Annotated in this window: 15 protein-coding genes; 8 read left to right on the forward strand and 7 right to left on the reverse strand. The window is 61.1% G+C overall.

The window, feature by feature from the left end; translation table 11 throughout:
* Positions 1-57: 57 nt before the first annotated feature.
* Entirely contained in the window at positions 58-834 is a 777-nt protein-coding gene (locus tag J3P90_RS03820; protein WP_434648979.1) for a TatD family hydrolase, read from the reverse strand.
* Positions 835-850: 16 nt separating this feature from the next.
* The gene (gene cra, locus J3P90_RS03825) at positions 851-1,846 is read right to left on the reverse strand and encodes a catabolite repressor/activator (RefSeq protein WP_434675849.1); all 996 of its coding nucleotides are present in this window, start codon (positions 1,844-1,846) and stop codon (positions 851-853) included.
* Between the two features lie 286 nt (positions 1,847-2,132).
* Between cra and ptsP the strand changes: the two genes are divergently transcribed.
* From ptsP to J3P90_RS03845, 4 genes are all read left to right on the forward strand, one after another.
* Positions 2,133-4,997: a phosphoenolpyruvate--protein phosphotransferase gene (gene ptsP / locus J3P90_RS03830; RefSeq protein ID WP_434675850.1), complete on the forward strand. Its 2,865-nt coding sequence runs from the start codon at positions 2,133-2,135 to the stop codon at positions 4,995-4,997.
* The gene (gene pfkB, locus J3P90_RS03835) at positions 4,997-5,938 is read left to right on the forward strand and encodes a 1-phosphofructokinase (RefSeq protein ID WP_434560703.1); all 942 of its coding nucleotides are present in this window, start codon (positions 4,997-4,999) and stop codon (positions 5,936-5,938) included. The genes ptsP and pfkB overlap by 1 nt, the downstream gene beginning before the upstream one ends.
* A 13-nt stretch (positions 5,939-5,951) precedes the next feature.
* The gene (locus J3P90_RS03840; RefSeq protein WP_434675851.1) at positions 5,952-7,697 is read left to right on the forward strand and encodes a PTS fructose-like transporter subunit IIB; all 1,746 of its coding nucleotides are present in this window, start codon (positions 5,952-5,954) and stop codon (positions 7,695-7,697) included.
* A gap of 197 nt (positions 7,698-7,894) precedes the next feature.
* The gene (locus tag J3P90_RS03845) at positions 7,895-9,436 is read left to right on the forward strand and encodes an alkaline phosphatase D family protein (RefSeq protein ID WP_434675852.1); all 1,542 of its coding nucleotides are present in this window, start codon (positions 7,895-7,897) and stop codon (positions 9,434-9,436) included.
* Positions 9,437-9,583: 147 nt separating this feature from the next.
* On the opposite strand, the gene J3P90_RS03850 is transcribed toward J3P90_RS03845, so the two are convergent.
* Positions 9,584-12,109: a PepSY domain-containing protein gene (locus J3P90_RS03850; RefSeq protein WP_434675853.1), complete on the reverse strand. Its 2,526-nt coding sequence runs from the start codon at positions 12,107-12,109 to the stop codon at positions 9,584-9,586.
* A gap of 214 nt (positions 12,110-12,323) precedes the next feature.
* Positions 12,324-14,642, reverse strand: coding sequence for a TonB-dependent receptor (locus J3P90_RS03855; RefSeq protein ID WP_434607813.1), 2,319 nt, complete (start codon positions 14,640-14,642; stop codon positions 12,324-12,326).
* Between the two features lie 207 nt (positions 14,643-14,849).
* Between J3P90_RS03855 and J3P90_RS03860 the strand changes: the two genes are divergently transcribed.
* The 4 genes from J3P90_RS03860 to J3P90_RS03875 all read left to right on the forward strand — a co-directional run bounded on the left by J3P90_RS03860 (position 14,850) and on the right by J3P90_RS03875 (position 19,755).
* On the forward strand, positions 14,850-15,530 hold the full coding sequence (locus J3P90_RS03860) for a Fe2+-dependent dioxygenase (RefSeq protein ID WP_434560693.1): 681 nt from the start codon (positions 14,850-14,852) through the stop codon (positions 15,528-15,530).
* Between the two features lie 57 nt (positions 15,531-15,587).
* Entirely contained in the window at positions 15,588-16,298 is a 711-nt protein-coding gene (locus tag J3P90_RS03865; RefSeq protein ID WP_434676537.1) for a tetratricopeptide repeat protein, read from the forward strand.
* 257 nt (positions 16,299-16,555) lie between these two features.
* Positions 16,556-18,787 carry an alpha-xenorhabdolysin family binary toxin subunit A gene (locus tag J3P90_RS03870; RefSeq protein ID WP_434675854.1) on the forward strand — a complete coding sequence of 744 codons (2,232 nt, stop codon included), beginning with the start codon at positions 16,556-16,558 and terminating at the stop codon, positions 18,785-18,787.
* Positions 18,788-18,876: 89 nt separating this feature from the next.
* Positions 18,877-19,755 carry a hypothetical protein gene (locus J3P90_RS03875; RefSeq protein ID WP_434675855.1) on the forward strand — a complete coding sequence of 293 codons (879 nt, stop codon included), beginning with the start codon at positions 18,877-18,879 and terminating at the stop codon, positions 19,753-19,755.
* 42 nt (positions 19,756-19,797) lie between these two features.
* On the opposite strand, the gene J3P90_RS03880 is transcribed toward J3P90_RS03875, so the two are convergent.
* From J3P90_RS03880 to J3P90_RS03890, 3 genes are all read right to left on the reverse strand, one after another.
* On the reverse strand, positions 19,798-20,961 hold the full coding sequence (locus J3P90_RS03880) for a type III PLP-dependent enzyme (protein WP_420765555.1): 1,164 nt from the start codon (positions 20,959-20,961) through the stop codon (positions 19,798-19,800).
* A gap of 501 nt (positions 20,962-21,462) precedes the next feature.
* Positions 21,463-22,620 (reverse strand): osmoprotectant ABC transporter ATP-binding protein OsmV, encoded by a 1,158-nt coding sequence (locus tag J3P90_RS03885; RefSeq protein ID WP_434607804.1) that lies wholly within the window; start codon positions 22,618-22,620, stop codon positions 21,463-21,465.
* On the reverse strand, positions 22,617-23,270 hold the full coding sequence (locus J3P90_RS03890; protein WP_420765553.1) for an ABC transporter permease: 654 nt from the start codon (positions 23,268-23,270) through the stop codon (positions 22,617-22,619). Before J3P90_RS03890 ends, J3P90_RS03885 begins: the two co-directional genes overlap by 4 nt.
* Between the last annotated feature and the right edge of the window lie 14 nt (positions 23,271-23,284).

Genomic DNA, 23,284 nt, shown 5'->3' on the forward strand with positions numbered 1-23,284 from the left:
GCCAATGAAAGGTTGCCTGGATCACCGCTATCGCGAGCAAGCTCGCTCCCAGAAGGATCACCACTGGAATAGCTGCCGGGCGTTTGCCGTGCTGGCCTCGGCCAGTCGTTCAGGCGTCACCGCCATGATGCCCGCCAACGCCTCGCAAATCGCCGGCAAATGCGCCGGGCTGTTGCGTTGCCCGGGAAACATCGACGGCGCCATGTCCGGTGAGTCGGTCTCCAGCACCAGCGCATCCAGCGGCAGTTTCGGCAGCACCCGGTGCATGCGCAGGGCCTGGGGCCACGTGGCCGCGCCGCCGAGGCCGAGCTTGAAACCGAGCTTGATGTATTCGCGAGCCTCTTCGAAGCTGCCGGCAAAGGCATGGATGATGCCCGCACGGGCCGGGCAGATGCGTTTGAGCGTCGCGATCACGGCGGCGTGGCTGCGACGTACATGGATCAGCGCCGGCAGTTCGAAATCCCGGGCCAGTTCCAGCTGCGCCTCGAACAGCGTTTGCTGGCGATCGCGGTCCAGGGTCTGGACGTAATAGTCCAGGCCGATTTCCCCCACCGCGCACAACTGCCGATGCCCGGCCAGGCGCTCCAGCCATTCGCGCAACTGCGTCAGGTCTTCGCCGCGATGCTCGTCGAGAAACACCGGGTGCAGGCCCAGCGCGGCATGCAGGTGCGGGTCGCTTTGGACCAGGTCCCAGACGCGCTGCCAATTGTCCCGATATACGCCCAGCACCACTATTTCCCGGACACCCAAGGCGCGGCTTTCGGCCAGCAGCGCCGGGCGATCCGCGTCGAAATCCGGGAAGTCCAGATGAGTGTGCGTGTCGATCAACTGCATATCCGCACCCTGAACCTCAGCCCTGGTGAATGCGCTGCTTGAACGTGCGCGCAATCGCCTGGACACCGGGTTGATAGACATCGTTTTCGATGGCCGCCAGCGCCAGTTCCAAGGCTCTGTCGGCGATCAGTTGATGCTGCTGGGACATGGCGTTGACCGGCAGCGGCAGGAAATCCAACAGTTGCGTATCGCCAAAGGTGCCCAGGCGCAGGGGACGCGCCTTGAGCGGAAAATCATGCAGGGCATCGAACACCCCTTGCAGCAGCACATAAGAGGTGGTGACCAGCGCATCGGGGAGATGGCCCAGGCGCGCGAGCATGTCGTCCATCAACTGACGACCGCATTCACGGCTGAACGACTCGCCGTGCTCGATCAGCACCTGGCCTTCGAACCCGGCCAGCGCCTCGCGGAAACCGGCGGTCCGCTCCTGGCTGATGCTCAGTTCGGGGCGGGCGCTGATCAGCGCGATCTGCCGTGGATTCGTTTCCAGCAGGCTTCGAGTCAGTTGCAGGCTGGCCTGGCGGTCGTCGCTGATTACCGAGCAGAACTGCGCCGGTTCCATCACCCGGTCGATGGCGATGATCGGGATGCCCTTGGCCTGCAATTGGCGGTAGCTATCGTCTTCGGCGGGCAGGCAACTGGCAACGATCAGCGCATCGCAGCGTCGGGCGCGGAACAGTTGCAGCAACTGGCGCTCGCTATCAGGCGCATCATCGGAGCTGGCGATCAGCAACTGATAACCTCGGGCGCGGGCACCTTGTTCCAGCAGCTTGGCGATACGCGCGTAACTGGGGTTCTCCAGGTCGGGCAGGATGAACCCCAACGTGCGGGTATGCCGGCTGCGCAGTCCGGCGGCCTGTGGGTTGGGCGTGAAGCCATGCTCTTGGACCACCGCCCGCACCCGTTCGACGGTCGCGTTGCTGATGCGTTGCTGTTCGGCCTTGCCGTTGATGACGTAGCTGGCGGTGGTCACGGACACACCGGCGAGCTGGGCGATATCACTGAGTTTCAACCCGGTTTTCCTTGTTTTTTCGAGTTTGCCCCGACAATGAAGGCTCATCCTACCCGATTCGGATCGATGGTCACCCCCGGACGCTTTCGACAAGTTGCACTTCAAGGATGGGAGATTATCGAGTAACGTGCCAATCTTTCTAGATTAAACGTTTCAGCAAGCGTATTTTCAGGGCTTCAGGGTTTTCGGTCGCACTGCCGCGACACCGCCGCAAGCCGTTTGCAACGCTAAGCTGATTCATTCAAAACAATACCTGGCGCCAACCGGACGCCAAAAAGGAGAAAGCATGCTCGAGCTCACTCTAGAGCAGATATCCATGGCCCAGGTGGCTGTGGATAAAGACGCCGCGCTGCAACTGCTCGCTGACAAACTGGTGGCCGATGGCCTGGTAGCCGAGGGTTATCTTGCCGGATTGCAGGCCCGCGAGGCCCAGGGCTCGACCTTTCTTGGCCAAGGTATTGCCATCCCCCACGGTACTCCGCAGACCCGCGACCTGGTGTATTCCACCGGCGTGCGCTTGCTTCAATTTCCCGAAGGCGTGGACTGGGGCGACGGCCAGATTGTTTACCTGGCGATCGGCATCGCCGCCAAGTCCGACGAACACCTGCGCCTGCTGCAACTGCTGACCCGCGCCCTCGGCGAGACCGATCTGGGCCAGGCATTGCGTCGCGCCGGCAGCGCCGAAGCCTTGCTGAAACTGCTGCAAGGCGCGCCGCAGGAACTGGCGCTGGATGCGCAGATGATCGGCCTCGGCGTGTCGGCCGACGATTTCGAAGAACTGGTGTGGCGCGGCGCCCGTTTGTTACGCCAGGCCGATTGCGTGAGCAACGGCTTCGCCGGCGTGCTGCAGCAGGTCGAAGCGTTGCCTCTCGGCGATGGGCTCTGGTGGCTGCACAGCGAACAGACCGTCAAGCGCCCGGGCCTGGCCTTCGTCACGCCCGACAAACCCATTCGTTATCTGGGCCAACCCCTGAGCGGGTTGTTCTGCCTGGCCAGCCTCGGCGAGGCCCACCAGGCGTTGCTGGAAAGGCTTTGCGCATTGCTGATCGAAGGTCGCGGCCACGAATTGGGCCGCGCTACCAGCAGCCGCAAGGTCCTGGAAGTGCTGGGGGGCGAACTGCCCGCCGACTGGCCCAGCGCGCGCATCGGACTGGCGAATGCCCACGGCCTGCACGCGCGCCCAGCGAAAATCCTTGCCCAGCTGGCGAAAAGTTTCGAAGGCGAGATCCGCGTGCGCATCGTCGACGGCCAGGACAGCGCCGTATCGGTGAAGAGTCTGAGCAAACTGCTGAGTCTGGGCGCCCGTCGCGGTCAGGTCCTGGAGTTCATTGCCGAACCCAGCATTGCCGCCGACGCGTTGCCGGCGTTGCTCGCAGCCGTCGAAGAAGGTCTCGGCGAAGAGGTCGAACCGCTGCCGCCACCGAGCGCGCCGCGAGAAACCACCATTGCCGAAGTTGCCACCGTGCTGCTCGCGCCGGAATCCGGCAGCCTGATCCAGGCCGTCGCCGCCGCGCCGGGCATTGCCATCGGCCCGGCGCATATCCAAGTGCAGCAAGACATCGATTATCCACTGCGTGGCGAGTCTCCGGCGATCGAGCGCGAGCGTCTACAAAACGCCCTAGGCCAGGTACGTCGGGACATCGAGGGCTTGATCGAGCGCGCCAAGGCCAAGGCCATCCGCGAGATTTTCATCACCCACCAGGAAATGCTCGACGACCCGGAACTGACCGACGAAGTCGACACCCGCCTGAAGCTGGGCGAGAGCGCGCAAGCGGCGTGGATGGGCGTGATCGAAGCCGCCGCGAAGGAACAGGAAGCCCTGCAGGATGCCTTGCTTGCCGAGCGCGCCGCCGATCTGCGGGATGTTGGCCGTCGGGTGCTGGCGCAGTTGTGCGGCATCGAGACCCCGGCTGAACCGGATCAACCCTACATCCTGGTGATGGACGAAGTCGGCCCCTCCGACGTCGCGCGCCTGGACCCGGCCCGCGTGGCGGGGATCCTCACCGCACGCGGCGGCGCCACCGCCCACAGTGCCATTGTCGCCCGCGCCCTGGGCATTCCGGCCTTGGTGGGCGCAGGCGCGGCGGTGTTGCTGTTGGCGCCGGGCACGTCCTTGCTGCTGGATGGGCAGCGTGGTCGGCTGCATGTCGACCCGGACGCTGCGACCCTGCAACGGGCCGCTGAAGAGCGCGACACCCGTGAGCAGCGTCTGAAAATCGCCGCCGAACAGCGCCACCAACCGGCGCTGACCCGCGACGGTCATGCCGTTGAAGTATTCGCCAACATCGGCGAAAGCGCCGGCGTCACCAGCGCGGTGGAGCAGGGCGCCGAAGGCATCGGCCTGTTGCGCACCGAGCTTATCTTCATGGCTCACACCGAGGCCCCGGACGAAGCGACCCAGGAAGCCGAATACCGCAAGGTGCTCGATGGCCTGGCCGGTCGGCCGCTGGTGGTGCGCACCCTCGACGTCGGCGGCGACAAGCCGTTGCCTTATTGGCCGATCGCGAAGGAAGAAAACCCCTTCCTCGGCGTGCGCGGCATCCGCCTGACCTTGCAGCGCCCCCACGTCATGGAAGCGCAACTGCGCGCCCTGTTGCGCTCGGCGGACAACCGTCCGCTGCGGATCATGTTCCCCATGGTCGGCAGCATCGACGAGTGGCGCCAGGCCCGGGACATGACCGAGCGTCTGCGTCGGGAGATCCCCGTGGCGGATTTGCAATTGGGCATCATGATCGAAGTGCCGTCCGCCGCGCTGCTGGCGCCGGTACTCGCCAAGGAAGTCGATTTCTTCAGCGTCGGCACCAACGACCTGACGCAATACACCCTGGCGATCGACCGTGGTCACCCGACCCTGTCGGCCCAGGCCGATGGCTTGCACCCGGCGGTATTGCAACTGATCGACATCACCGTGCGCGCCGCCCATGCCCATGGCAAATGGGTCGGTGTGTGCGGCGAACTGGCGGCCGATCCGCTGGCGGTGCCGGTGTTGGTGGGCCTGGGCGTGGACGAGTTGAGTGTCTCGGCCCGCAGCATCGCGGAGGTCAAGGCACGAGTCCGCGAATTGAGCCTGGCACAAGTACAAACCCTGGCCCAAGCGGCATTGGCCGTGGGCAGCGCCGATGACGTGCGCGCATTAGTGGAGGCGCTGTAATGGCGAAGATTCTTACCCTGACCCTTAACCCGGCGCTCGACCTCACGGTTGAGTTGGCGCGCCTGGAACCGGGCCAGGTCAACCGCAGCGACGCCATGCACGCCCACGCCGCCGGCAAGGGCGTGAACGTGGCGCAGGTGCTGGCGGACCTCGGCCACACCCTGACCGTCAGTGGTTTCCTGGGTGAAGACAACGCCCAAGTGTTCGAGACGCTGTTTATCCAGCGTGGCTTCGTCGACGCTTTTATTCGCGTCCCCGGCGAAACCCGCAGCAACATCAAGCTGGCCGAACAGGACGGACGCATCACTGACCTCAACGGTCCTGGCCCGATGGTCGATGAAGCCGCGCAACAAGCGTTGCTGGAACGTCTCGAGCAGATAGCCCCAGGCCACGATGCCGTAGTGGTTGCCGGCAGCATGCCCCGAGGCGTCAGTGCGCAATGGTTGCAGGCGCTGATCATGCGGCTCAAACAGCTCGGCCTGAACGTCGCCCTCGACACCAGCGGCGAAGCGTTGCGCGTCGCCCTGGCGGCGGGGCCATGGCTGATCAAGCCCAATACCGAGGAGCTGGCCGATGCGCTAGGTTGCGACGTGGTGACCGAGGTCGCCCAGGCACAAGCGGCTCAGCGGTTGCATGCCCAAGGCGTGGAACATGTGGTGATTTCCCACGGCGCCGACGGTGTGAATTGGTTCAGCGTTGGTTCGGCCCTGCATGCCTCGCCGCCCAAGGTCACTGTCGCCAGCACCGTGGGCGCCGGCGATTCGCTGCTGGCCGGCATGCTGCATGGATTGCTCGCTGCCCACGCACCGGAGCAGACCCTGCGCACCGCCACGGCCATCGCCGCCATGGCGGTCACCCAGATCGGGTTCGGCATCCACGACACCGCCTTGCTGGCGTCGCTTGAACAGGGCGTGCGCGTGCGCCCCCTGACAGAACAATAAGAGGGTTCGCAAGATGAAATTAGCCATTGTGACGGCTTGCCCGAACGGCATGGTCACCAGCGTGTTGTGCGCCCGCCTGCTGGATGCGGCGGCCCAGCGCCAAGGTTGGAGCACCAGTGTCGAAGTCCATGACGCGGCCCACCCGGAACGCCAGTTGTCGGCGGCGACCCTCGAAGCGGCCGAATGGGTATTGCTGGTTGCCAGCGGCCCGGTGGACCTGTCGCGATTCGTTGGCAAGCGGGTGTTTCGCAGCACCCCGGCCCTCGCCCTGCAGGACGTTGACGCGGTGCTACGTCGCGGCGCCGAAGAGGCCCAAGTGCTGGGCGAGGCCGAGGTGCTCGCCGAAGAACCTGCGCCATCGACCGCACGCGCCCCGCGCCTGGTGGCCATCACCGCGTGCCCGACCGGCGTCGCCCATACCTTCATGGCCGCTGAAGCCTTGCAACAGGCAGCGGCACGCTTGGGTTATGACCTGAAGATCGAAACCCAGGGCTCGGTGGGTGCCCGCAACCCGCTCAGCCCCGAGGCGATTGCCGAGGCCGATGTGGTGTTGCTGGCGACCGATATCGAGGTCGCCACCGAGCGTTTCGCCGGTAAGAAAATCTATCGCTGCGGCACCGGCATTGCGTTGAAACAAGCCGAAGCCACGCTGAAAAAAGCCTTGGCCGAAGGCGTCCAGGAAAGCGCAGCGAGTGGTGCTTCCACGGGCCCGGCGAAGGCGGAAAAAAGCGGTGTCTATAAACACTTGCTGACGGGTGTTTCGTTCATGCTGCCGATGGTGGTAGCGGGTGGCTTGATGATCGCTTTGTCGTTCGTATTCGGCATCGAGGCCTTCAAGGAACCTGGCACTCTCGCAGCAGCGCTGATGCAGATTGGCGGCGACACCGCATTCAAATTGATGGTGCCGCTGCTGGCGGGCTACATCGCCTATTCGATTGCTGACCGACCTGGCCTGGCGCCAGGGATGATCGGCGGGATGCTGGCCAGCACCCTGGGCGCTGGATTCATCGGCGGGATCATCGCCGGTTTCCTCGCCGGGTATGCGGCCAAGGCGATCAACCGTTACGCGCGCCTGCCCCAGAGCCTTGAAGCGCTCAAGCCGATCCTGATCATTCCGTTGCTGGCGAGCCTGTTCACCGGCCTGGTGATGATCTACATCGTAGGCAAACCGGTGGCGGGCATGCTTGAGGGTCTGACCCATTTCCTCGACAGCATGGGCACCACCAACGCGCTTTTGCTGGGCGTGCTGCTGGGGGCGATGATGTGCGTGGACCTCGGTGGGCCGATCAACAAAGCCGCCTACGCGTTTTCCGTGGGACTGCTGGCTTCGCAAAGTTATGCACCCATGGCCGCGACCATGGCCGCCGGCATGGTGCCGCCGATTGGGCTGGGCATCGCCACGTTCATAGCCCGCCGCAAGTTCGCCAAGACCGAGCGTGAGGCCGGTAAGGCAGCGCTGGTGCTGGGGCTGTGCTTCATCTCCGAAGGCGCGATCCCGTTCGCGGCCAAGGATCCACTGCGGGTGATCCCGGCCAGCATTGCCGGCGGCGCGCTGACCGGTGCGCTGTCGATGTACTTCGGCTGCAAACTCATGGCACCTCACGGCGGGCTGTTCGTGATGCTGATCCCCAATGCCATCAACCACGCGCTTTTGTACCTGCTGGCGATCGTGGCGGGGAGTTTGGTGACGGCAGTGGCGTATGCGCTGCTCAAGCGACCGGAAGTGGTGGAAATGGCGTTGGAGCCGGCGAAGGCCTGATCGCTTTTGAGACAGTAACTTTCCCCTTGTGGGAGCGAGCCTGCTCGCGAATGCGGTGTGTCAGTCGATGAGTTTGTTGTCTGACACACCGCTTCGCGAGCAGGCTCGCTCCCACAAAGGTCATTGATGTCCGTAAAATCCCTGTCACACCCACTTCACACAGCCATGCTTAAGTTTTCCCATTTGGGGAGAACACCATGAGCGAATTCGACCTGGGCCGCCGCCGTGTGATGCAAGTCGTTGGCGCGGGCTTGTTGCTGCCCGGGCTGGCCCCGGCCGTGATCGCTTCGGTCAAGGACCGGCCCGTGTTGACCGAAGGTGTGCAGTCGGGCGACTTGCAAGGTGATCGCGCGATGATCTGGAGCCGCAGCGACCGCCCGGCGAGGATGGTGGTGGAGTGGGACACCCGCAGTCAGTTCCCCAACCCCCGGCGCTTCGTCTCGGCGCTGGCCGATAGCCGCAGCGATTTCACCGCTCGGGTCGAGCTCACCGGCTTGCCACCCGACCAGGCGATTTTCTACCGCGTGCATTTCCAAGACGCCCAGAGCGGTGTGGCCAGCGAGCCGTGGCTCGGCCACCTGCGCAGCGCGCCGCAGTTCAAGCGCAACATCCGTTTTGTCTGGAGCGGCGACACCGTCGGCCAGGGTTTTGGTATCAATCCGGACATCGGCGGCATTCGCATCTATGAGGCCATGCGCCTGCGCCTGCCGGATTTCTTCATCCACAGCGGCGACACCATCTATGCCGACGGCCCGGTGCCGGCGCAGATCACCACAGAGGGCGGGCGCATCTGGCGCAACCTGACCACCGAAGCCAAGAGCAAGGTCGCCGAGACCCTGGATGAATATCGCGGTAACTACCGCTACAACCTGATGGATGAAAACGTCCGCCGTTTCAACGCCGAAGTGCCGCAGATCTGGCAGTGGGACGATCACGAAGTGGTCAACAACTGGTCGCCGGGCAAGCAACTGGACGAGCGCTACCAGACCAAGGATATCCACAGCCTGGTCGGTCGTGCGCGACAGGCCTGGTTGGAATACGCGCCGATGCGCCTGCAGAAGGCCGATGGGGGAGGGCGCATCTACCGCAAGCTTGGTTACGGGCCGATGCTGGATGTGTTTGTGCTGGACATGCGCAGCTATCGACAAGCCAATGACGCGAACCTCGGTGCGGCCAAACCGTTCCTCGGGCGGGAGCAGTTGGACTGGCTCAAGCGCGAATTGAAGCAATCCGGTGCCCAGTGGAAAGTCATCGCTGCTGACATGCCCATCGGCCTGGGCGTGCCGGATGGCGAGGTCAGCCCCGGCGTTGCGCGTTGGGAAGCGGTCGCCAACGGTGACCCGGGCGAGGCCCAGGGGCGCGAAGTCGAGATCGCCGAATTGCTCGGTTATCTGCGCAAGCATCAGGTGCGCAACTACGTCTGGCTCACCGCCGATGTCCACTATTGCGCCGCCCACCACTACCACCCCGAACACGCCGCGTTTCAGGATTTCGAACCCTTCTGGGAGTTCGTCGCCGGCCCATTGAACGCCGGCAGCTTCGGGCCCAATCCCTTGGACAAGACCTTCGGCCCTGAAGTGGTGTTCCAGAAAGCCCCTCCGGCCCAGAACACCTCGCCGTTTGCCGGCTATCAGTTCTTTGGCGAGGTGAACATCGACGGGCAGAGCGGGGAGATGAGCGTGGTGCTGCGGGACCTGGAAGGGCTGGCGGTGTTCGAGAAGAAGTTGCAGCCGGTGTGAGCCCTGAAGCTCAACACAGACCCATGTGGGAGCGAGCCTGCTCGCGAAAGCGGTGTGTCAGTTTGCACAAGTGTTGCCTGGCACACCGCCTTCGCGAGCAAGCTCGCTCCCACTGGGGATTCGATTCAATTCTGGATAAGCGTTCCGTCAGTACACATCCCGCCGATACCGCCCTTGCTCGATCAGCTTCTCCACTTCCTCACGCCCCAGCACCAGGTTGAGCACGTGATCCACCCCTGACGCCATGCCTTGCAGGCTGCCGCAGACATAGATCACCGCGCCGTCGGCCAGCCATTGCTTGAGCAATGCCGCCGATTCCAGCAGGCGATCCTGGACGTAGATTTTCTTGCCCTGGTCTCGGGAGAAGGCCAGGTCCAGTCGCTCCAGGTCGCCGGAGGTGACCCATTCCTGAAGCTCATCGCGACAATGGAAATCGTGTTCGCGGTTGCGTTCGCCAAACAGCAGCCAGTTGCGTTGCATGCCCTCGGCAACACGGGCCTTGAGCAAACTGCGCAGGCCGGCCAGGCCGGTTCCGTTGCCCAGCAGGATCATCGGTACGCCTTGGGGTGGCAGATGAAAGCTGCTGTTGCGTCTTACCCGCAAGCTGATTGGGCTGCCCAGCGGCGCATGTTCGGTCAGCCAGCCGGAGCCGACGCCCAGGCTGCCATCGGCGCGGCGCTCCTGGCGCACGATCAGTTCCAGCACGCCATCGGCGGGGATCGATGCGATGGAGTATTCGCGCATGCCCAGCGGTGCCAACGCCTCCACCAGTGCCTGGGCGTGCAGGCCGACCAGATGGGCGCGGTTTTCCGGCAACTGGCGTGTCGCCAGGGCTTGTTCGAGTGTCTGCTGCAAGCCGTCGACGTGTACCCGAGCAATACCGGCGATGCCCAGCCCATCGAGGAAATGTTCAATGGCCCATGGATCATTGCGCGGCAGGATTTCCACCAGGTCACCGGCCAGCCAACTGCTCGGCCCCGGTGCGGTGAGGCCCAGCAGGTATACGCCAGACCCGCAGCTGTCGGGGTTGAGCAGGGTGCGTTGGTTCAACGTCCAATGCTCGAAACTCGGCGCCTGCCAGGCGTCCGCCGGGGCCTGGCCGGTGAGTTCCGCCAGCTGTTGTTGCCAGTGGCGCAAGGCGTAAGGATCGCCGCTGTCCACTTCCACCGGCGCGAACAGTGTCTTGCCGCCGTGTTCCGCCAGCCAGGCATGCAGGCGGCGGGCGAAGCCGCAGAAGTTTTCATATTGGCGGTCGCCCAGGCCCAGCACCGAATACTGCAAGCGCTCCAGGCTCAGCGGCTGGCCCAACACCTTGCGCTCGAAACCCCGGACACTGTCGGGGCCTTCGCCATCGCCAAAGGTACTGACCACGAACAAGGCGCGAGTGGAGCTGTTCAAATCCTGCTCGCTGACGCCGGCCAATGGCCGGACCTTCACCGGCAGGCCGGCGGCCTGGAGCTGGCCGGCGGTCTGCCAGGCCAGTTGCTCGGCGAAACCGCTCTGGCTGGCGAAACCGATCAGCCACGCCGGGGCGTCACCAGGGGTTTGGGTCAGCGCCTGGCGGGCCTTTTGGACCTGGCGCTTCTTGCGTCGACGATCGAGATACAACAGCCAGCCAGTGATGAAAAACAGCGGCATGGCCAGCGCGGCGACGGTCACCAGGATCCGGCCGACCAGGCCGAAGTAGCTGCCGACATGGAGGGCGTAGATGCTGGTCAGCAATTGCGCCTTGAAGCTTTTGTCGCTGTAGCGGCTGTGACGGCTGACGACGCCGGTGGCCGGGTCGAGGATAAGCTGGTTCAGCGCCCGGTCATGGGGGGAGTTTTTCAGCAGGTAGAACACGGTCGCCGGTTGTCCCGCTACCGGCGGCATGCGCACGTTATAGGCGGACAGGTCGGGGCCGGCGGCGCTGTAGATGCTGCTCCACATGGCGCGGTAGTCGGCGATCGGCGCCGGGCCACCGGGTGCGGGGCCGCGCTTGCGCACGCGCTCATCCTTGGGCGAATCGGAAAGCAGGCGGGTTACGCCTTTGTTGTACCACTCGTAGGACCAGGTCAGCCCGGTCAAGGCGGCCAGCAGGTAGAACACCAGGCACCAGGTGCCCGCGACGGAGTGCAGGTCCCAATTGAAACTGCGGCCTTTTTTCGCCCAATCGAGGGTCAGCCAGGCGCGCCAGTTTTTCCATTGGCGCGGCCAGCGCAGGTAAAGCCCGGACAGGCAGAAAAACACCAGGATCAGCGTGCACGCGCCGGTGATCTGCCGGCCTACGTCGTCCAGGGTGAGGACGCGGTGCAGACGGAGCATCAGACCAAAGAAGTCCTGCCCCACCACATCCCCCATGAATTGCGCGTTGTAGGGATTGAAGTAGCGCATCGGGCCACGCTTTTCCCCGGGCGAGGCGGTGAAAACCGCCCGTGCGGCGTTGCCGCTGTCGGTCTCTACCCAGAGCATGCTGACGGTCTTGCCGGACGCGGCTTCGATCTGTTCCACCAGTTCGGCAGGCGGCAATATGCCGGCCGGTTGCTTTTCAACCGTCAGCACCTGTGGGTTCAGCGCGCGCAGGATCTCGTCCTGAAACGACACCAACGCACCGGTAATGCCCATCAATGCCAGGACCAGCCCGGCACTGATGCCAAAGAACCAGTGCAACTGGAACAGGGTTTTCTTCAACACGTCGCCCGCCTTGTTCGTTCAATACTGTTTGTCACGGCGTGCATTATGCCGTGTGTTATCGAGAACCATTCATAAACACACCTGAAAGCCCCGATCATTTGCATGAGCGGGGCTTTTTGCCCGGTGCCGGTCCGTGATGGCCGGGGGCTCAGTCCCGTGGGAGCGAGCTAGCCCACAAGTACATTGCCTGACCATCGGCATCGGGTTTTCGCCTTTAGAAGTGGAAATTGGTACTCAACAACGCGGTGCGCCCGGCCGCCTGGTTGGCGAAGTGGGTCGAGAAAGCCTTGTCGTAGTAAGTCTCGTCCGTCAGGTTCTGCACGTTGAGTTGCAGGTCCAGGTTTTTGCTGACCTTGTAGCTGGCCATGGCGTCGTAACGCACGTAGGAATCGACCATCGTAGTATTCGCCACGCTGCCAAATACATCGTCCACATAAAAGGCACCGCCACCGATGGTCAGCTTTGGCGTGAGGGCATAGGTGGTCCAGACGCTGGCGCTGTTCTTCGGTGTGTTGGGCAATTGATTGCCATCGGTAACACTCAACGGCCCGCCATCGACCTGTTCGCTGTCCAGGTAGCTATAGCCGGCGAATACTTGCCACTTTTCCGTGAGCTTGCCGCTGGCTGACAGTTCGAGGCCGTCGACGCGGGTCTTGCCGGCGTTTTCATAGGTGGTGGTGTCGACCTGGACCCGGGCGTTTTCCTTCTCGGTGCGGAAGATCGCGGCCGTCAGTGACAGGCGACTGTCGAGCAAGTCCCACTTGGTGCCGATTTCGTAGTTCTTGGTGGTTTCCGGCTCCATGTCGCTGGCGAGCAGGTTGCCGCTGCGGTCCGGCGTGCCACCCAGCGGGTTGCCTTCCTGACCTTCACCGACCGTGTTGCCCGGCGGCGTGGCCGAGGTGGCGTAGGACGCATAGATGCTGCCGTTGTCCGCCGGTTTCCAGACCAGGCCGAACTGGCCGGTAACGAACTCGCTGGTGTCATCACCCTTGGAAGTGGTGGTGCCGGCGGCATTGTAGGTTTTGTATTTCGTGTCGAAGTGGTCGTAACGCAAGCCCATGTTCACCAGCCATTGCGGTGACAGCTCCAAAGTGTCGAACACGTAAAGCGCACGGGTGACGCTGGTGGTGTCGGTGCCGGCGTAGTTGCGGGAAATCGCGCCGTTCCAGGGATCGTTCGGGTTTGGATTGGACAGCGACGTGCAGTTGTTCCCGCTTGGCGAGCCGACTGTCGCCGGGGTGCAGTTGGTGTTCGCGGCGGCGGTGCCCGGCACGGTGTCGGTGTTGACGTTGTAAGAGGATTTCTCGCCGGTTTCGCGGCTCAGTTCGATGCCTGTGGAGAAGCTGTTCTTGAATCCTGCGACGTAAAAATCGCCAAACAGATCGGTCTGGTTGGTGGTGGTGTCGACATTGCTGACGCGGGTGTTGGCCCGGCGCCAGACCGTACCATTGTTGACGTTGCCCTTGCTGTCGTCGGGCTGGGTCAGGATGTAGTCCTGCATGCTGGAGCCGTGGCGCAGGGTGTTCTTGACCGTCAGTGCATCGCTCAGGTCGTGCTCGATGGCGATGGTCGCCGTGTCGACGCGAGTCTTGCGGAAGTCGCGGTCGGTGAGGCCGTAGAAGTTACTGCTGTCGCCGCCGGCGTAGGGCTTGTCGGGGTTGGCCTTGGTGCGATCGGCCGTACGACCCGAGGCGGGCACGGTGTAGGGAATGCCCGAATCCGGCAGGTCGTTGCTTTCCAGGTGGTAGTAATCGAGGTTGACCCGGGTATCGGTGCCCAGGCCGAACGCCAGCGATGGCGCGACGCCCCAGCGGTCGTAGTTGACCTTGTCACGACCGGCGACGTTGCTTTCATGGCTCATCAGGTTGAGACGGCCGGCGGCGCTGTCGCTGAACTGGTAATTGCCGTCCAGTGTGTAGCGCTGGGTCTGGTCCGAACCCCAGGTGAAACCGCCGTCGAAGGAGTCGCCCAGATGCGCTTTCTTGCTCACCAGGTTGATGGTGCCGCCGGCGGCGCCACGGCCACCGATGGCGGAGTTGGGGCCCTTGCTGACCTCGATGGACTCGACCGCGAAGATCTCCCGGCTCTGGGAACCGGTGTCACGCACGTTATCCAGGTAAGTGTCGCCCTGGGCATCGAAGCCACGGATGAAGGGGCGGTCGCCCTGGGGGTTGCCGCCTTCACCCGCGCCGAAAGTAATGCCGGGCACGGTGCGCAGCGCGTCTTGCATGTTGAGCGCGCCGGTGTCCTTGAGCACTTGCTGGGGGATGACCGTCACCGAGCGTGGCGTGTCGACCAGCGGCGCGGTGTATTTCGAGGACGAGGCTTTCTCGACCTGATAGGACGTCGTGTCCTGGGCTTCGCCGGTGATACTGGTGGCATCCAGGGAAATGGCATTGCGCGGGGCTTTTTCTTCGGTATTTTCTGCCGCCTGGGCCATCTGCGCCACGGAGGTTGCACTGAGCGCGACGCCGATGGCGGAAGCCAGTAAACGAGGTGAATGGGCCGGTGATTGTAGTTGTTGACGCGACATGAACAGTGCCTTCCCCAAGGTTTGAGGCCGCGGAATATAGGGGAAACAGGTATTTGTATCAATTGCGAAATATTGCTATTTGAGAGGAATTTACATTCTTTACAATTTGCCCTTACGGTTTCCGTCGAGTGGTGCGTTGTGCGGGGTTGTGCACAGCCAATAAGAATCACTACCATTGGCGCCCCTCTATCCACAGGTCCGAATGCCATGTTGTTGCACATCCCCGGTGTGTTTAGCGCCGAAGAAGCGCAGCGTATTCGTGAAGCGCTGGAGCAGGCCGAATGGGAGGACGGCAAGGTCACCGCCGGTTATCAATCGGCCAAGGCCAAGCACAACCTGCAACTGCCCGAGGGCCATCCCCTGGCCAAGGAGATCGGCGCGGCCATGCTTGAACGGCTGTGGAAAAACCCGCTGTTCATGTCGGCGGCCCTGCCGCACAAGGTGTTCCCGCCATTGGTGAACTGTTACAGCGCTGGCGGCAGCTTCGATTTCCACATCGACAATGCCGTGCGCCAGCCCAAGGGCAGTGCCGAGCGGGTGCGCACCGACCTATCGGCGACGCTATTCTTCAGCGACCCGCAGGACTACGACGGCGGTGAGCTGGAAATCCAGGACACCTACGGCACCCAGCGGGTCAAGCTGCCGGCCGGCGACATGGTGTTGTATCCGGGGACCAGCCTGCACAAGGTCAACGCCGTCACCCGGGGCGCGCGCTACGCCTCGTTTTTCTGGACACAAAGCCTGGTGCGCGAAGACAGCCAGCGGGCACTGCTGTTCGAGATGGACGGCGCGATCCAGCAATTGACCCGGGACGTACCCGACCACCCTTCGTTGATCCGCCTGACCGGCACCTATCACAACCTGTTGCGCCGCTGGGTCGAGGTGTAAGTGGCGGATTTTCGTCTGCGCCGAGAAGAGGTGCTCGACGGCGAAAGCCTCAAAGCCATGCTCAAGGACAGCCCGGCGCGCGCGGCGCAGGCGATTCTCATCGCTGCTGGCGCTGGCGTGCTGGAGGCCCAGGCGCTGCTTGGGCAAATACTGCTGGATGGGCAGGGCATCGAACAGGACAAACCCCTGGCCCTGCGCTGGTTCGACATCGCCGCCCAACGTGGGCACTTGATGGCGCGCAACATGCTGGGCCGTTGCCATGAGCATGGTTGGGGCTGTGTTGCCGATCCTGCAGTCGCTGCCGCCCATTATCGACAGGTCGCCGAGGCAGGGCTGGATTGGGCGATGTACAACTACGCCAACCTGTTGGCGACCGGGCGTGGGGTTACTGAAGATCAGCCGCAGGCGTTGGCCCTGTACCGCCGCGCCGCAGAATTGGGCCACGCCAAGTCAATGAACCTGCTGGGGCGTTATCTGGAGGACGGGCGCTGTTGCCCGGCGGATCCAGTTGCGGCGGCCGAGTGGTATCGGCGTTCGGCCGAAGCTGGAGATTTCCGAGGCCAGTTCAGCCATGCGGCGGTGCTGGCGCAAGAAGGTCGCATCGACGAGTCCTTGACTTGGCTGCGCGAGGCGCTGGCGGGTGGAAATGTGAGTTTCCTTCGCGTGAGCAGTGAGGCGTTGCGGGATGCTCTGCATCCGGAAGTTCGTGCCATGGCTTGTGCTTATCGGCAGCGGCTTTTTCAAATAACGGGCAGCAACAACTCATAACTAGGCCTGCCGCCAACCCTATGTCTTTCAACAGTGTCGCTTTCCATAAACATATTTGGATCTTTTTAACTTTCAGGATTTGTCGGGTCGACAGTTTTGCGCTTTGGCGCGCTCGGCTGTTTTTTTTGTTAATACTTGAATCGTTGTCGGTGGTCATGGATCTGCTCTAGAGTCTTTTCGCGATCGGCTATTAATAAAGTAGGTATTTGTGTGCGGTCGATGGCGGTAATCTATCAATTGAAGACAGGAAGTCTTTTATGGAATTCAAGTTGAGGAAAGAGGTGGTCGAGGCGGCCGCTAAAGCGCCCAAAGTTTTCGTCGAGGCGTCGCTTGGGGGGGATGGTCAATATAACAGAGCGCCTGGGATACAATTAACCAAGGAACAGGTCATCAGCTTGAGACGGTATGAAATGTTGGGATTGTCGCTTCCTCAGCGGCTAACTGACGTGATTAGCTATTTGAACTATGGCGCCGGTGATGCGGGTCGCCCAGGGCTGACGCCCATGGATTTTTTGGGAACATTTACCACGACGTATGATCATGCTAGGCGTTGGTCACCGTTACGTGAAAAAATTCAACTGACCGGCGCTGACCTGCAAGGCTTTGCCCGTATTATCGTCGGGCGGGGAGCTGCGATCTCCGAAGTTTATGGTGATCTTAGATCGTCCAGGTATCTGGAAGAACACAACATAACTACCATTGAAGAATACCTGAAGCTGAAGGTTGAAATTCCGCACCTTCCTGATCTGGCGCTCCCATCGGGGGATATCCGGGAAATAAAGTTCTATCTCAACAGCATACTGGATGGGGTCAAGAGCCGTCATGTCTCCGCTGAAGCGGTCCGACGGGAGCTGGATAGTTTCGGGACCGACATGCGAGAAAAGGTATTGCCGAGAATTAAGTTGCGCTTGAAAGCTGTGACTGAAAACCCCTATGAAGACGAAATTCGGAGCATTCAGGAGGACATCGATCAACGTGCCGCTGAGATTGATGAACTCAACAACCAATACGATGCCATGGTCAAGGAAGCGATTGTTGCCGCAGCGACATTGAATGTCGGCGGTCTGATCATGGGTATTTACCAGGGCGTTCAGGCCGAGAACATACGCAAAAAGCGTAACGAACTGAAAAGCACCCAAGATACCGCTATCGCGAAATTGGGTAGCAAACATCAAACACTTTCTTCATTGAACCGGGTGCGGGGTGATCTTCAAAATCTCAGTGCGGTCACGATTGAAGCGGAAGTCGCTACGCAGAACCTTATGTTGGTCTGGAATTCGCTCAGCCAGTTCATTGAGGACTCTCTGAAGACAGTCGATGAGGTACACGATGCGGTGTCTCTGAGATCGTTCCATAATAGTCTCAAACTGGTGGTTGAACCTTGGGGCGAAGATATAGGCCCTACCGCGCGGGCGCTGAACGCGATTTTTGAAGAGGCTCAACGGGAAATTGATGCCGGTAATTTGATCAGGACAAGGAGCGTACAAATGTATTCGTTATCAAGTGGTGTGGATTATCCGCAAATCAATATCAGGGCGTTGTATGGCTACAACTCGAATGTCCAGACTGCAAAGACGCAAACGCAGTTTCTCGCTGAACGGCATGATTACCTACCGGCCGTGGTGGGCAGAATGACGGGTTTGGCCACCGCTATTGACAGCCAGACGTTCAACCTTCGCAACACCGCACAGAGTGCGCTTCATATCCTGAATAGAACAAACGGACGGCTTGAAAGATATCAGGACGAACTTGAAGAGCCTGGCAGTGAGTCGGATAAGCAAGAGGTACGCTACGATATGGAGAAAGCGCTTCGAGCCACATCCGGAGAAATTAGCCAGCAGGTCGACAACCTCAAGCAGATCGAACTTAACCTGAGCGCCCGATACGACAGGGAAGCATCGAAACAATGGACGCTTGCATTGCTGCAAGACCGGACATTTGTAGAAGAGCAAAAAGATAAGGCCGAAGCCAAGCGTGTCGAGCTGCTTGAACAGGTCGCTTCGGTGTCCAATGCTATCGAGTTGATTGGAAGAAACGGCGTCGAAAAAATTGGCCAGGAAGCTCAGCTGACAGTGGAGAGTCTGATGGCAATGGGTATGGCACCTCCTCAGATGCAGGTGGCATTGTTGGCGATGGACACTTTGAAAAAAACGATCGCAGGTATTGGAGAAACCCTTTCCTACCTCAATATGGTTGCCGGGCGCGACAGGCTTCGTGACAGGGCTCATCAACTGATGATGGAGGCGGGAGACCGGCACAAGGAACTTTCTGAGGTCCAAGGGAAAATCGACTTGGTTGAGAGTCTGGATAGGTTGGACAGTGTTCGCTGGGACTACCTCAAGGAGTTTGGAAATGTCGTGGCTGCCTATGAGAAGTTTTCAAAGGCATTCGCGTGGGAAAGGTCGCGGCCCGTCGAAGAGAATGTCCGTAACGCGCGCGCGCTCATTCCTGGATTCACGCAATACTTACGACCCATTCTCCAGCCATGAAAAAGTCTGGCACCGCGTCGGCATGCGCCGATTGAATTAATGCTATAGGCGATGGCGGTCCGAGAGGCGGCCATCGCCAGGAACATCTCATGAATCGATATGGACATGATTTTACTGAGGGGCAGCGCAGGGCATTGGACCGTTATATTTCTTTCCTTGGCGGCTTGCGCTCGGTCTTTGACAGGATATCGGCAGTTCTTGAAAGGAGCCGCGTCAGCGGTCATCAGGCAGCGTCGCTTCCTAGGGATTCGCGATTAGACAACGCGTACTTCAACGGGCGGGCCCTTTCGGCATTAGGGGGGGATGTCAGTGATACCAAGGCGCTCGTCGATACTCATGTGGCTGAACTGAGGCTGTTCGCGGGAGAAGCGTTGGGTCTGGCAGAGAAAACCCCCAGGCAAACGCCACTTTCTGAAATTGACTACAGACGTTTCAGTCTTTCTCGTTCCGAACGTTGGAAACTATCGTCACCGAAGAATGTTGGGGATCTGGTCCATGAGCTTTACCTTCGTCTTGTTGACGTCAGAAGTGCCATCAGGCAACTCGACTTCAAGTTCGCCGGGATAAACCAGGACTCGTTTGGGGTGTACTCGATATTCACGAGGGCCATGGATCACCGAAGCTGCTATTGCCATGATCGACCGACGCTGGCGCAGGCACTGTTCCAGCAGGCCAGCACTTCACCGTCATGGGACCTGGGTTATTCCTCCACGGATGCGTCAATCAGGGCTACGGAGTACAAGGCTGATATTGCCGCCCTGTTCAATATTTTCAGTAACCTTAATTCCCAGATGGGGTTGCTTGCCCGAGCGTTATACCTGTCCATGGACGCTGCGATGCTAGAGGTCGAGCGAGCAAGTTATGCCGGCAATCTCAAAGAATTGAATTTTGGATTGGGCGCAGCCATTGAGACACTCGAGCAATGCACGACGATGCTGGATGACTTTCACAGGTGGCTATGCAGATAAAAAAGGTCCATGGTTTCCCATGGACCTTCTCATTCAGCCGTATTAAACGTAAAACGACTTCAACGGCGGAAACCCATTGAACTCCACCGCGCTGTAGCTGGTGGTATAGGCCCCGGTCGACAACCAATACAGGCGATCACCGATTGCCAGGTTCAACGGCAAGCCGTACTTGTAGTTCTCGTACATGATGTCGGCGCTGTCGCAGGTCGGGCCGGCGATCACTACTTCTTCCATCTCGCCTTTTTTCTCGGTCCAGATCGGGAACTTGATGGCTTCGTCCATGGTTTCGATCAGGCCGGAGAACTTGCCCACGTCCGTGTACACCCAGCGCTCGACGGCGGTACGGGACTTGCGCGCCACCAGCACCACTTCGCTGACCAGGATACCGGCGTTTGCAATCAACGAACGGCCCGGCTCCAGGATGATTTCCGGCAGGTCGTCACCGAAGTCTTCCTTGAGGAAACGGATGATTTCCTCGGCGTAGGTTTCCAGGCTGTTGGTACGAGTGATGTAGTTGGCCGGGAAGCCGCCGCCCATGTTGATCAGCTTCAAGACGATGCCGTCTTCTTCCTTCAGGCGCTCGAAGATCACCTTGACCTTGGCGATAGCCGCGTCCCAGACGCTGATGTCGCGCTGTTGCGAGCCAACGTGGAACGAGATGCCGTACGGCACCAGGCCCAGGTCTCGGGCGAGGATCAGCAGGTCCATGGCCATGTCGGTCTGGCAGCCGAACTTGCGCGACAATGGCCAGTCAGCGGTGGTCGAGCCTTCAGTGAGGATCCGCACATACACCTTGGAGCCCGGCGCGGCCTTGGCGATGTTGCGCAGGTCGGCTTCGGAGTCAGTGGCGTACAGGCGCACGCCCTTGTCATAGAAGTAGCGGATGTCTCGGGATTTCTTGATGGTGTTGCCGTAGCTGATCTGCTCCGGGCCGACGCCACGGCTCAGGACCTTGTCCAGCTCGTAGATCGAGGCGATGTCGAAGTTCGAGCCTTTTTCCTTGAGCAGGTCGATGATTTCCACCGCCGGGTTGGCCTTGACGGCATAGTAGACCTTGGCGAATTCGAAACCGGCGCGCAGGTCGTCATAGGCCTGGGCGATCATCGCGGTGTCGATTACCACGAACGGGGTTTCCTGCTTGTCGGCGAACGCCTTCATTTTCTGAAAGGTTTCGCGCGCGAAATAATCTTCGACCTGGATCGACATACTTGGGACTCCTACTGGCAAACATCAGAATCAATGGGTTTGAGGGCAAGCTGCCCCCGCGAACGTCCTCCGTATCCCCACTTTGGTTCGCCTACTTCCCAAGGCATGTCGCCGAAAGCAAAAAGGCCATGGGACGCTTGATTCCCTTGGCCTTGCTGTCTCGTCGTCAGTACTTGAGCCGGATGGATCGTTTCCAGCATGGACGTTCGGCGCGAACTTTAGGGCGTGAGGGACCTGAGATCAACTAAAAATGTCGCGTTTTTGCGCGCATCCGTCGTGCGGTCCGCGACAGCTCATGATGTAACCGACCTGCGTGACAGATTGACGTTCCCCTCGATAGGTTTCCGAGCTTGCTCAATATGGCTTTTGCCTTTGTGGCGAGGGAGCTTGCTCCCGCTGGGGCGCGCAGCGGCCCCAAAAAAGCGACGAGCGCTTCGCACTGGAGCGCCAGCCCGGTCAAGCGGGAGCAAGCTCCCTCGTCACAAAAGCAGTCGTGCTTGGTCAGACTGAGGCAGCCTCCGCCGGCGAGACAATACTGGTCTTGCCCCCACGGGACTTGCCGGAGCTCAGGTACTCGGCAATCGATTCCTGCGTCACTTCGCCGAGGAACACCCGCTCGGCGTCCATCACCGGCAGCCACGAGCGATTGAACTCGTACATGCGTGACAACAGGATCCGCAGATGTTCGTCGTAGGCGGCGGTGGCATTGAATTCCCGCAGGTATTGGCCGCAGGTTCCGGTCTGACGGTACAGGTCGCGGCGTCTTACATACCCCAGGGCCTTATTCTCGGCACAGGTGACCACCACGTAGCGCCGGTCATGTTCGTCCATCAGTTCCAGCGCCTCGGCCACCGGGGTTTCGGGGCTGACCGAGGGGGCGTTGTCCGCCGCGTCTTCGGCCTTGACCAATAGCAGGCGCTTGAGCGTGCTGTCCTGGCCGACGAAATTGCTGACGAACTCATCGGCGGGATGTGCCAGCAGCGTGTCCGGGTGATCGCACTGGATCAATTTACCGGCGCGGAAGATCGCGATCTTGTCCCCCAGCTTGATGGCCTCGTCGATGTCGTGGCTGACCATGATCACGGTCTTGTTCAGCGCCCGCTGCATCTCGAAGAACTCGTTCTGGATCATCTCGCGGTTGATCGGGTCGACCGCGCCGAAGGGCTCGTCCATCAGCAACAGCGGCGCATCGGCCGCCAGGGCGCGGATGACACCGATCCGTTGTTGCTGGCCGCCGGACAATTCGCGCGGGTATCGGTGCAGGTATTGCTTGGGTTCAAGCTTGATCATGCTCATCAATTCGCGGGCGCGGTCGTGGCATTTCTGCTTGTCCCAGCCCAGCAGGCGTGGGACCACAGTGATGTTTTCCTCGATGGTCATGTTCGGGAACAGACCGATCTGCTGGATCACATAGCCAATATTGCGGCGCAGGGTCACCTCGTCCAGGCCGGTGGTGTCTTCGCCATTGATCAAGACCTTGCCCGAGGTCGGCGGGATCAGTCGGTTGATCATTTTCAGCGTGGTGCTCTTGCCACAGCCCGACGGCCCGAGGAACACGCAGATCTCGCCTTCATTGACGGTCAGGTTCACCGAGTCCACGGCTTTGACATCCTTGCCGTTGCTCTTGAAGGTTTTGCTGAGGTTTTGAAGTTCGATCATTTTAATAGTCCTTTCGGGGTCAGCGAGCGTTGCAGCCATTGCAGAAGGAGGTCGGCGAAGATGGCCAGGAGGCTGACCAGCAAGGCGCCGACGATCAGCATCGACATATCGCTGCGGCTGATGGAAGCGAGGATGAGCACGCCCAGGCCACCGGCGCCGATGGTGGCGGCGATGGTCATGACGCCGATGTTCATGACCACGGCGGTGCGCACGCCAGCCAGGATCACCGGCACGGCGATGGGCAGTTCGACCATGCGCAGGCGCTGGCCGAAGGTCATGCCGATGCCGCGGGCGGCTTCGCGAATACCGGGTTCGACCCCGGTCAGGGCCAGGTAGGTGTTGCGCATGATCGGTAACAGTGAATAAAGAAACACCGCGGTGATCGCCGGCATCGGCCCCAGGCCTTGGCCGAACTTGGAATAGAACGGCAGCAGCAGCCCGAACAGGGCAATCGACGGAATCGTCAGCAGCACCGTGGCGCTGGCCTGCAACGGGCCGGCGAGCGCCGGGAAGCGGGTCATGAAAATGCCCAGCGGCACGCCGATCACGATTGCCAGGGTCACGGCGATGCCCACCAGGGTGATGTGCTGCCAGGTCAGGTGCAGCACCAGCGGCCAGTCCAGATGGGAAAAGGCGTCAAGAAAATCCATGGCTTTTCCTCCAG

Source organism: Pseudomonas sp. D3-10 (assembly GCF_051132175.1).
In the GTDB taxonomy this organism is placed as follows: domain Bacteria; phylum Pseudomonadota; class Gammaproteobacteria; order Pseudomonadales; family Pseudomonadaceae; genus Aquipseudomonas.

Excerpts from the sequence above, each read along its gene's own strand:
- J3P90_RS03820 (WP_434648979.1), bottom strand. The coding sequence starts at position 834 with ATGCAGTTGATCGACACGCACACTCATCTGGACTTCCCGGATTTCGAC.
- ptsP (WP_434675850.1), top strand. The coding sequence starts at position 2,133 with ATGCTCGAGCTCACTCTAGAGCAGATATCCATGGCCCAGGTGGCTGTG.
- pfkB (WP_434560703.1), top strand. The coding sequence starts at position 4,997 with ATGGCGAAGATTCTTACCCTGACCCTTAACCCGGCGCTCGACCTCACG.
- J3P90_RS03840 (WP_434675851.1), top strand. The coding sequence starts at position 5,952 with ATGAAATTAGCCATTGTGACGGCTTGCCCGAACGGCATGGTCACCAGC.
- J3P90_RS03845 (WP_434675852.1), top strand. The coding sequence starts at position 7,895 with ATGAGCGAATTCGACCTGGGCCGCCGCCGTGTGATGCAAGTCGTTGGC.
- J3P90_RS03855 (WP_434607813.1), bottom strand. The coding sequence starts at position 14,642 with ATGTCGCGTCAACAACTACAATCACCGGCCCATTCACCTCGTTTACTG.
- J3P90_RS03860 (WP_434560693.1), top strand. The coding sequence starts at position 14,850 with ATGTTGTTGCACATCCCCGGTGTGTTTAGCGCCGAAGAAGCGCAGCGT.
- J3P90_RS03865 (WP_434676537.1), top strand. The coding sequence starts at position 15,588 with ATGCTCAAGGACAGCCCGGCGCGCGCGGCGCAGGCGATTCTCATCGCT.
- J3P90_RS03870 (WP_434675854.1), top strand. The coding sequence starts at position 16,556 with ATGGAATTCAAGTTGAGGAAAGAGGTGGTCGAGGCGGCCGCTAAAGCG.
- J3P90_RS03875 (WP_434675855.1), top strand. The coding sequence starts at position 18,877 with ATGAATCGATATGGACATGATTTTACTGAGGGGCAGCGCAGGGCATTG.
- J3P90_RS03880 (WP_420765555.1), bottom strand. The coding sequence starts at position 20,961 with ATGTCGATCCAGGTCGAAGATTATTTCGCGCGCGAAACCTTTCAGAAA.
- J3P90_RS03885 (WP_434607804.1), bottom strand. The coding sequence starts at position 22,620 with ATGATCGAACTTCAAAACCTCAGCAAAACCTTCAAGAGCAACGGCAAG.
- J3P90_RS03890 (WP_420765553.1), bottom strand. The coding sequence starts at position 23,270 with ATGGATTTTCTTGACGCCTTTTCCCATCTGGACTGGCCGCTGGTGCTG.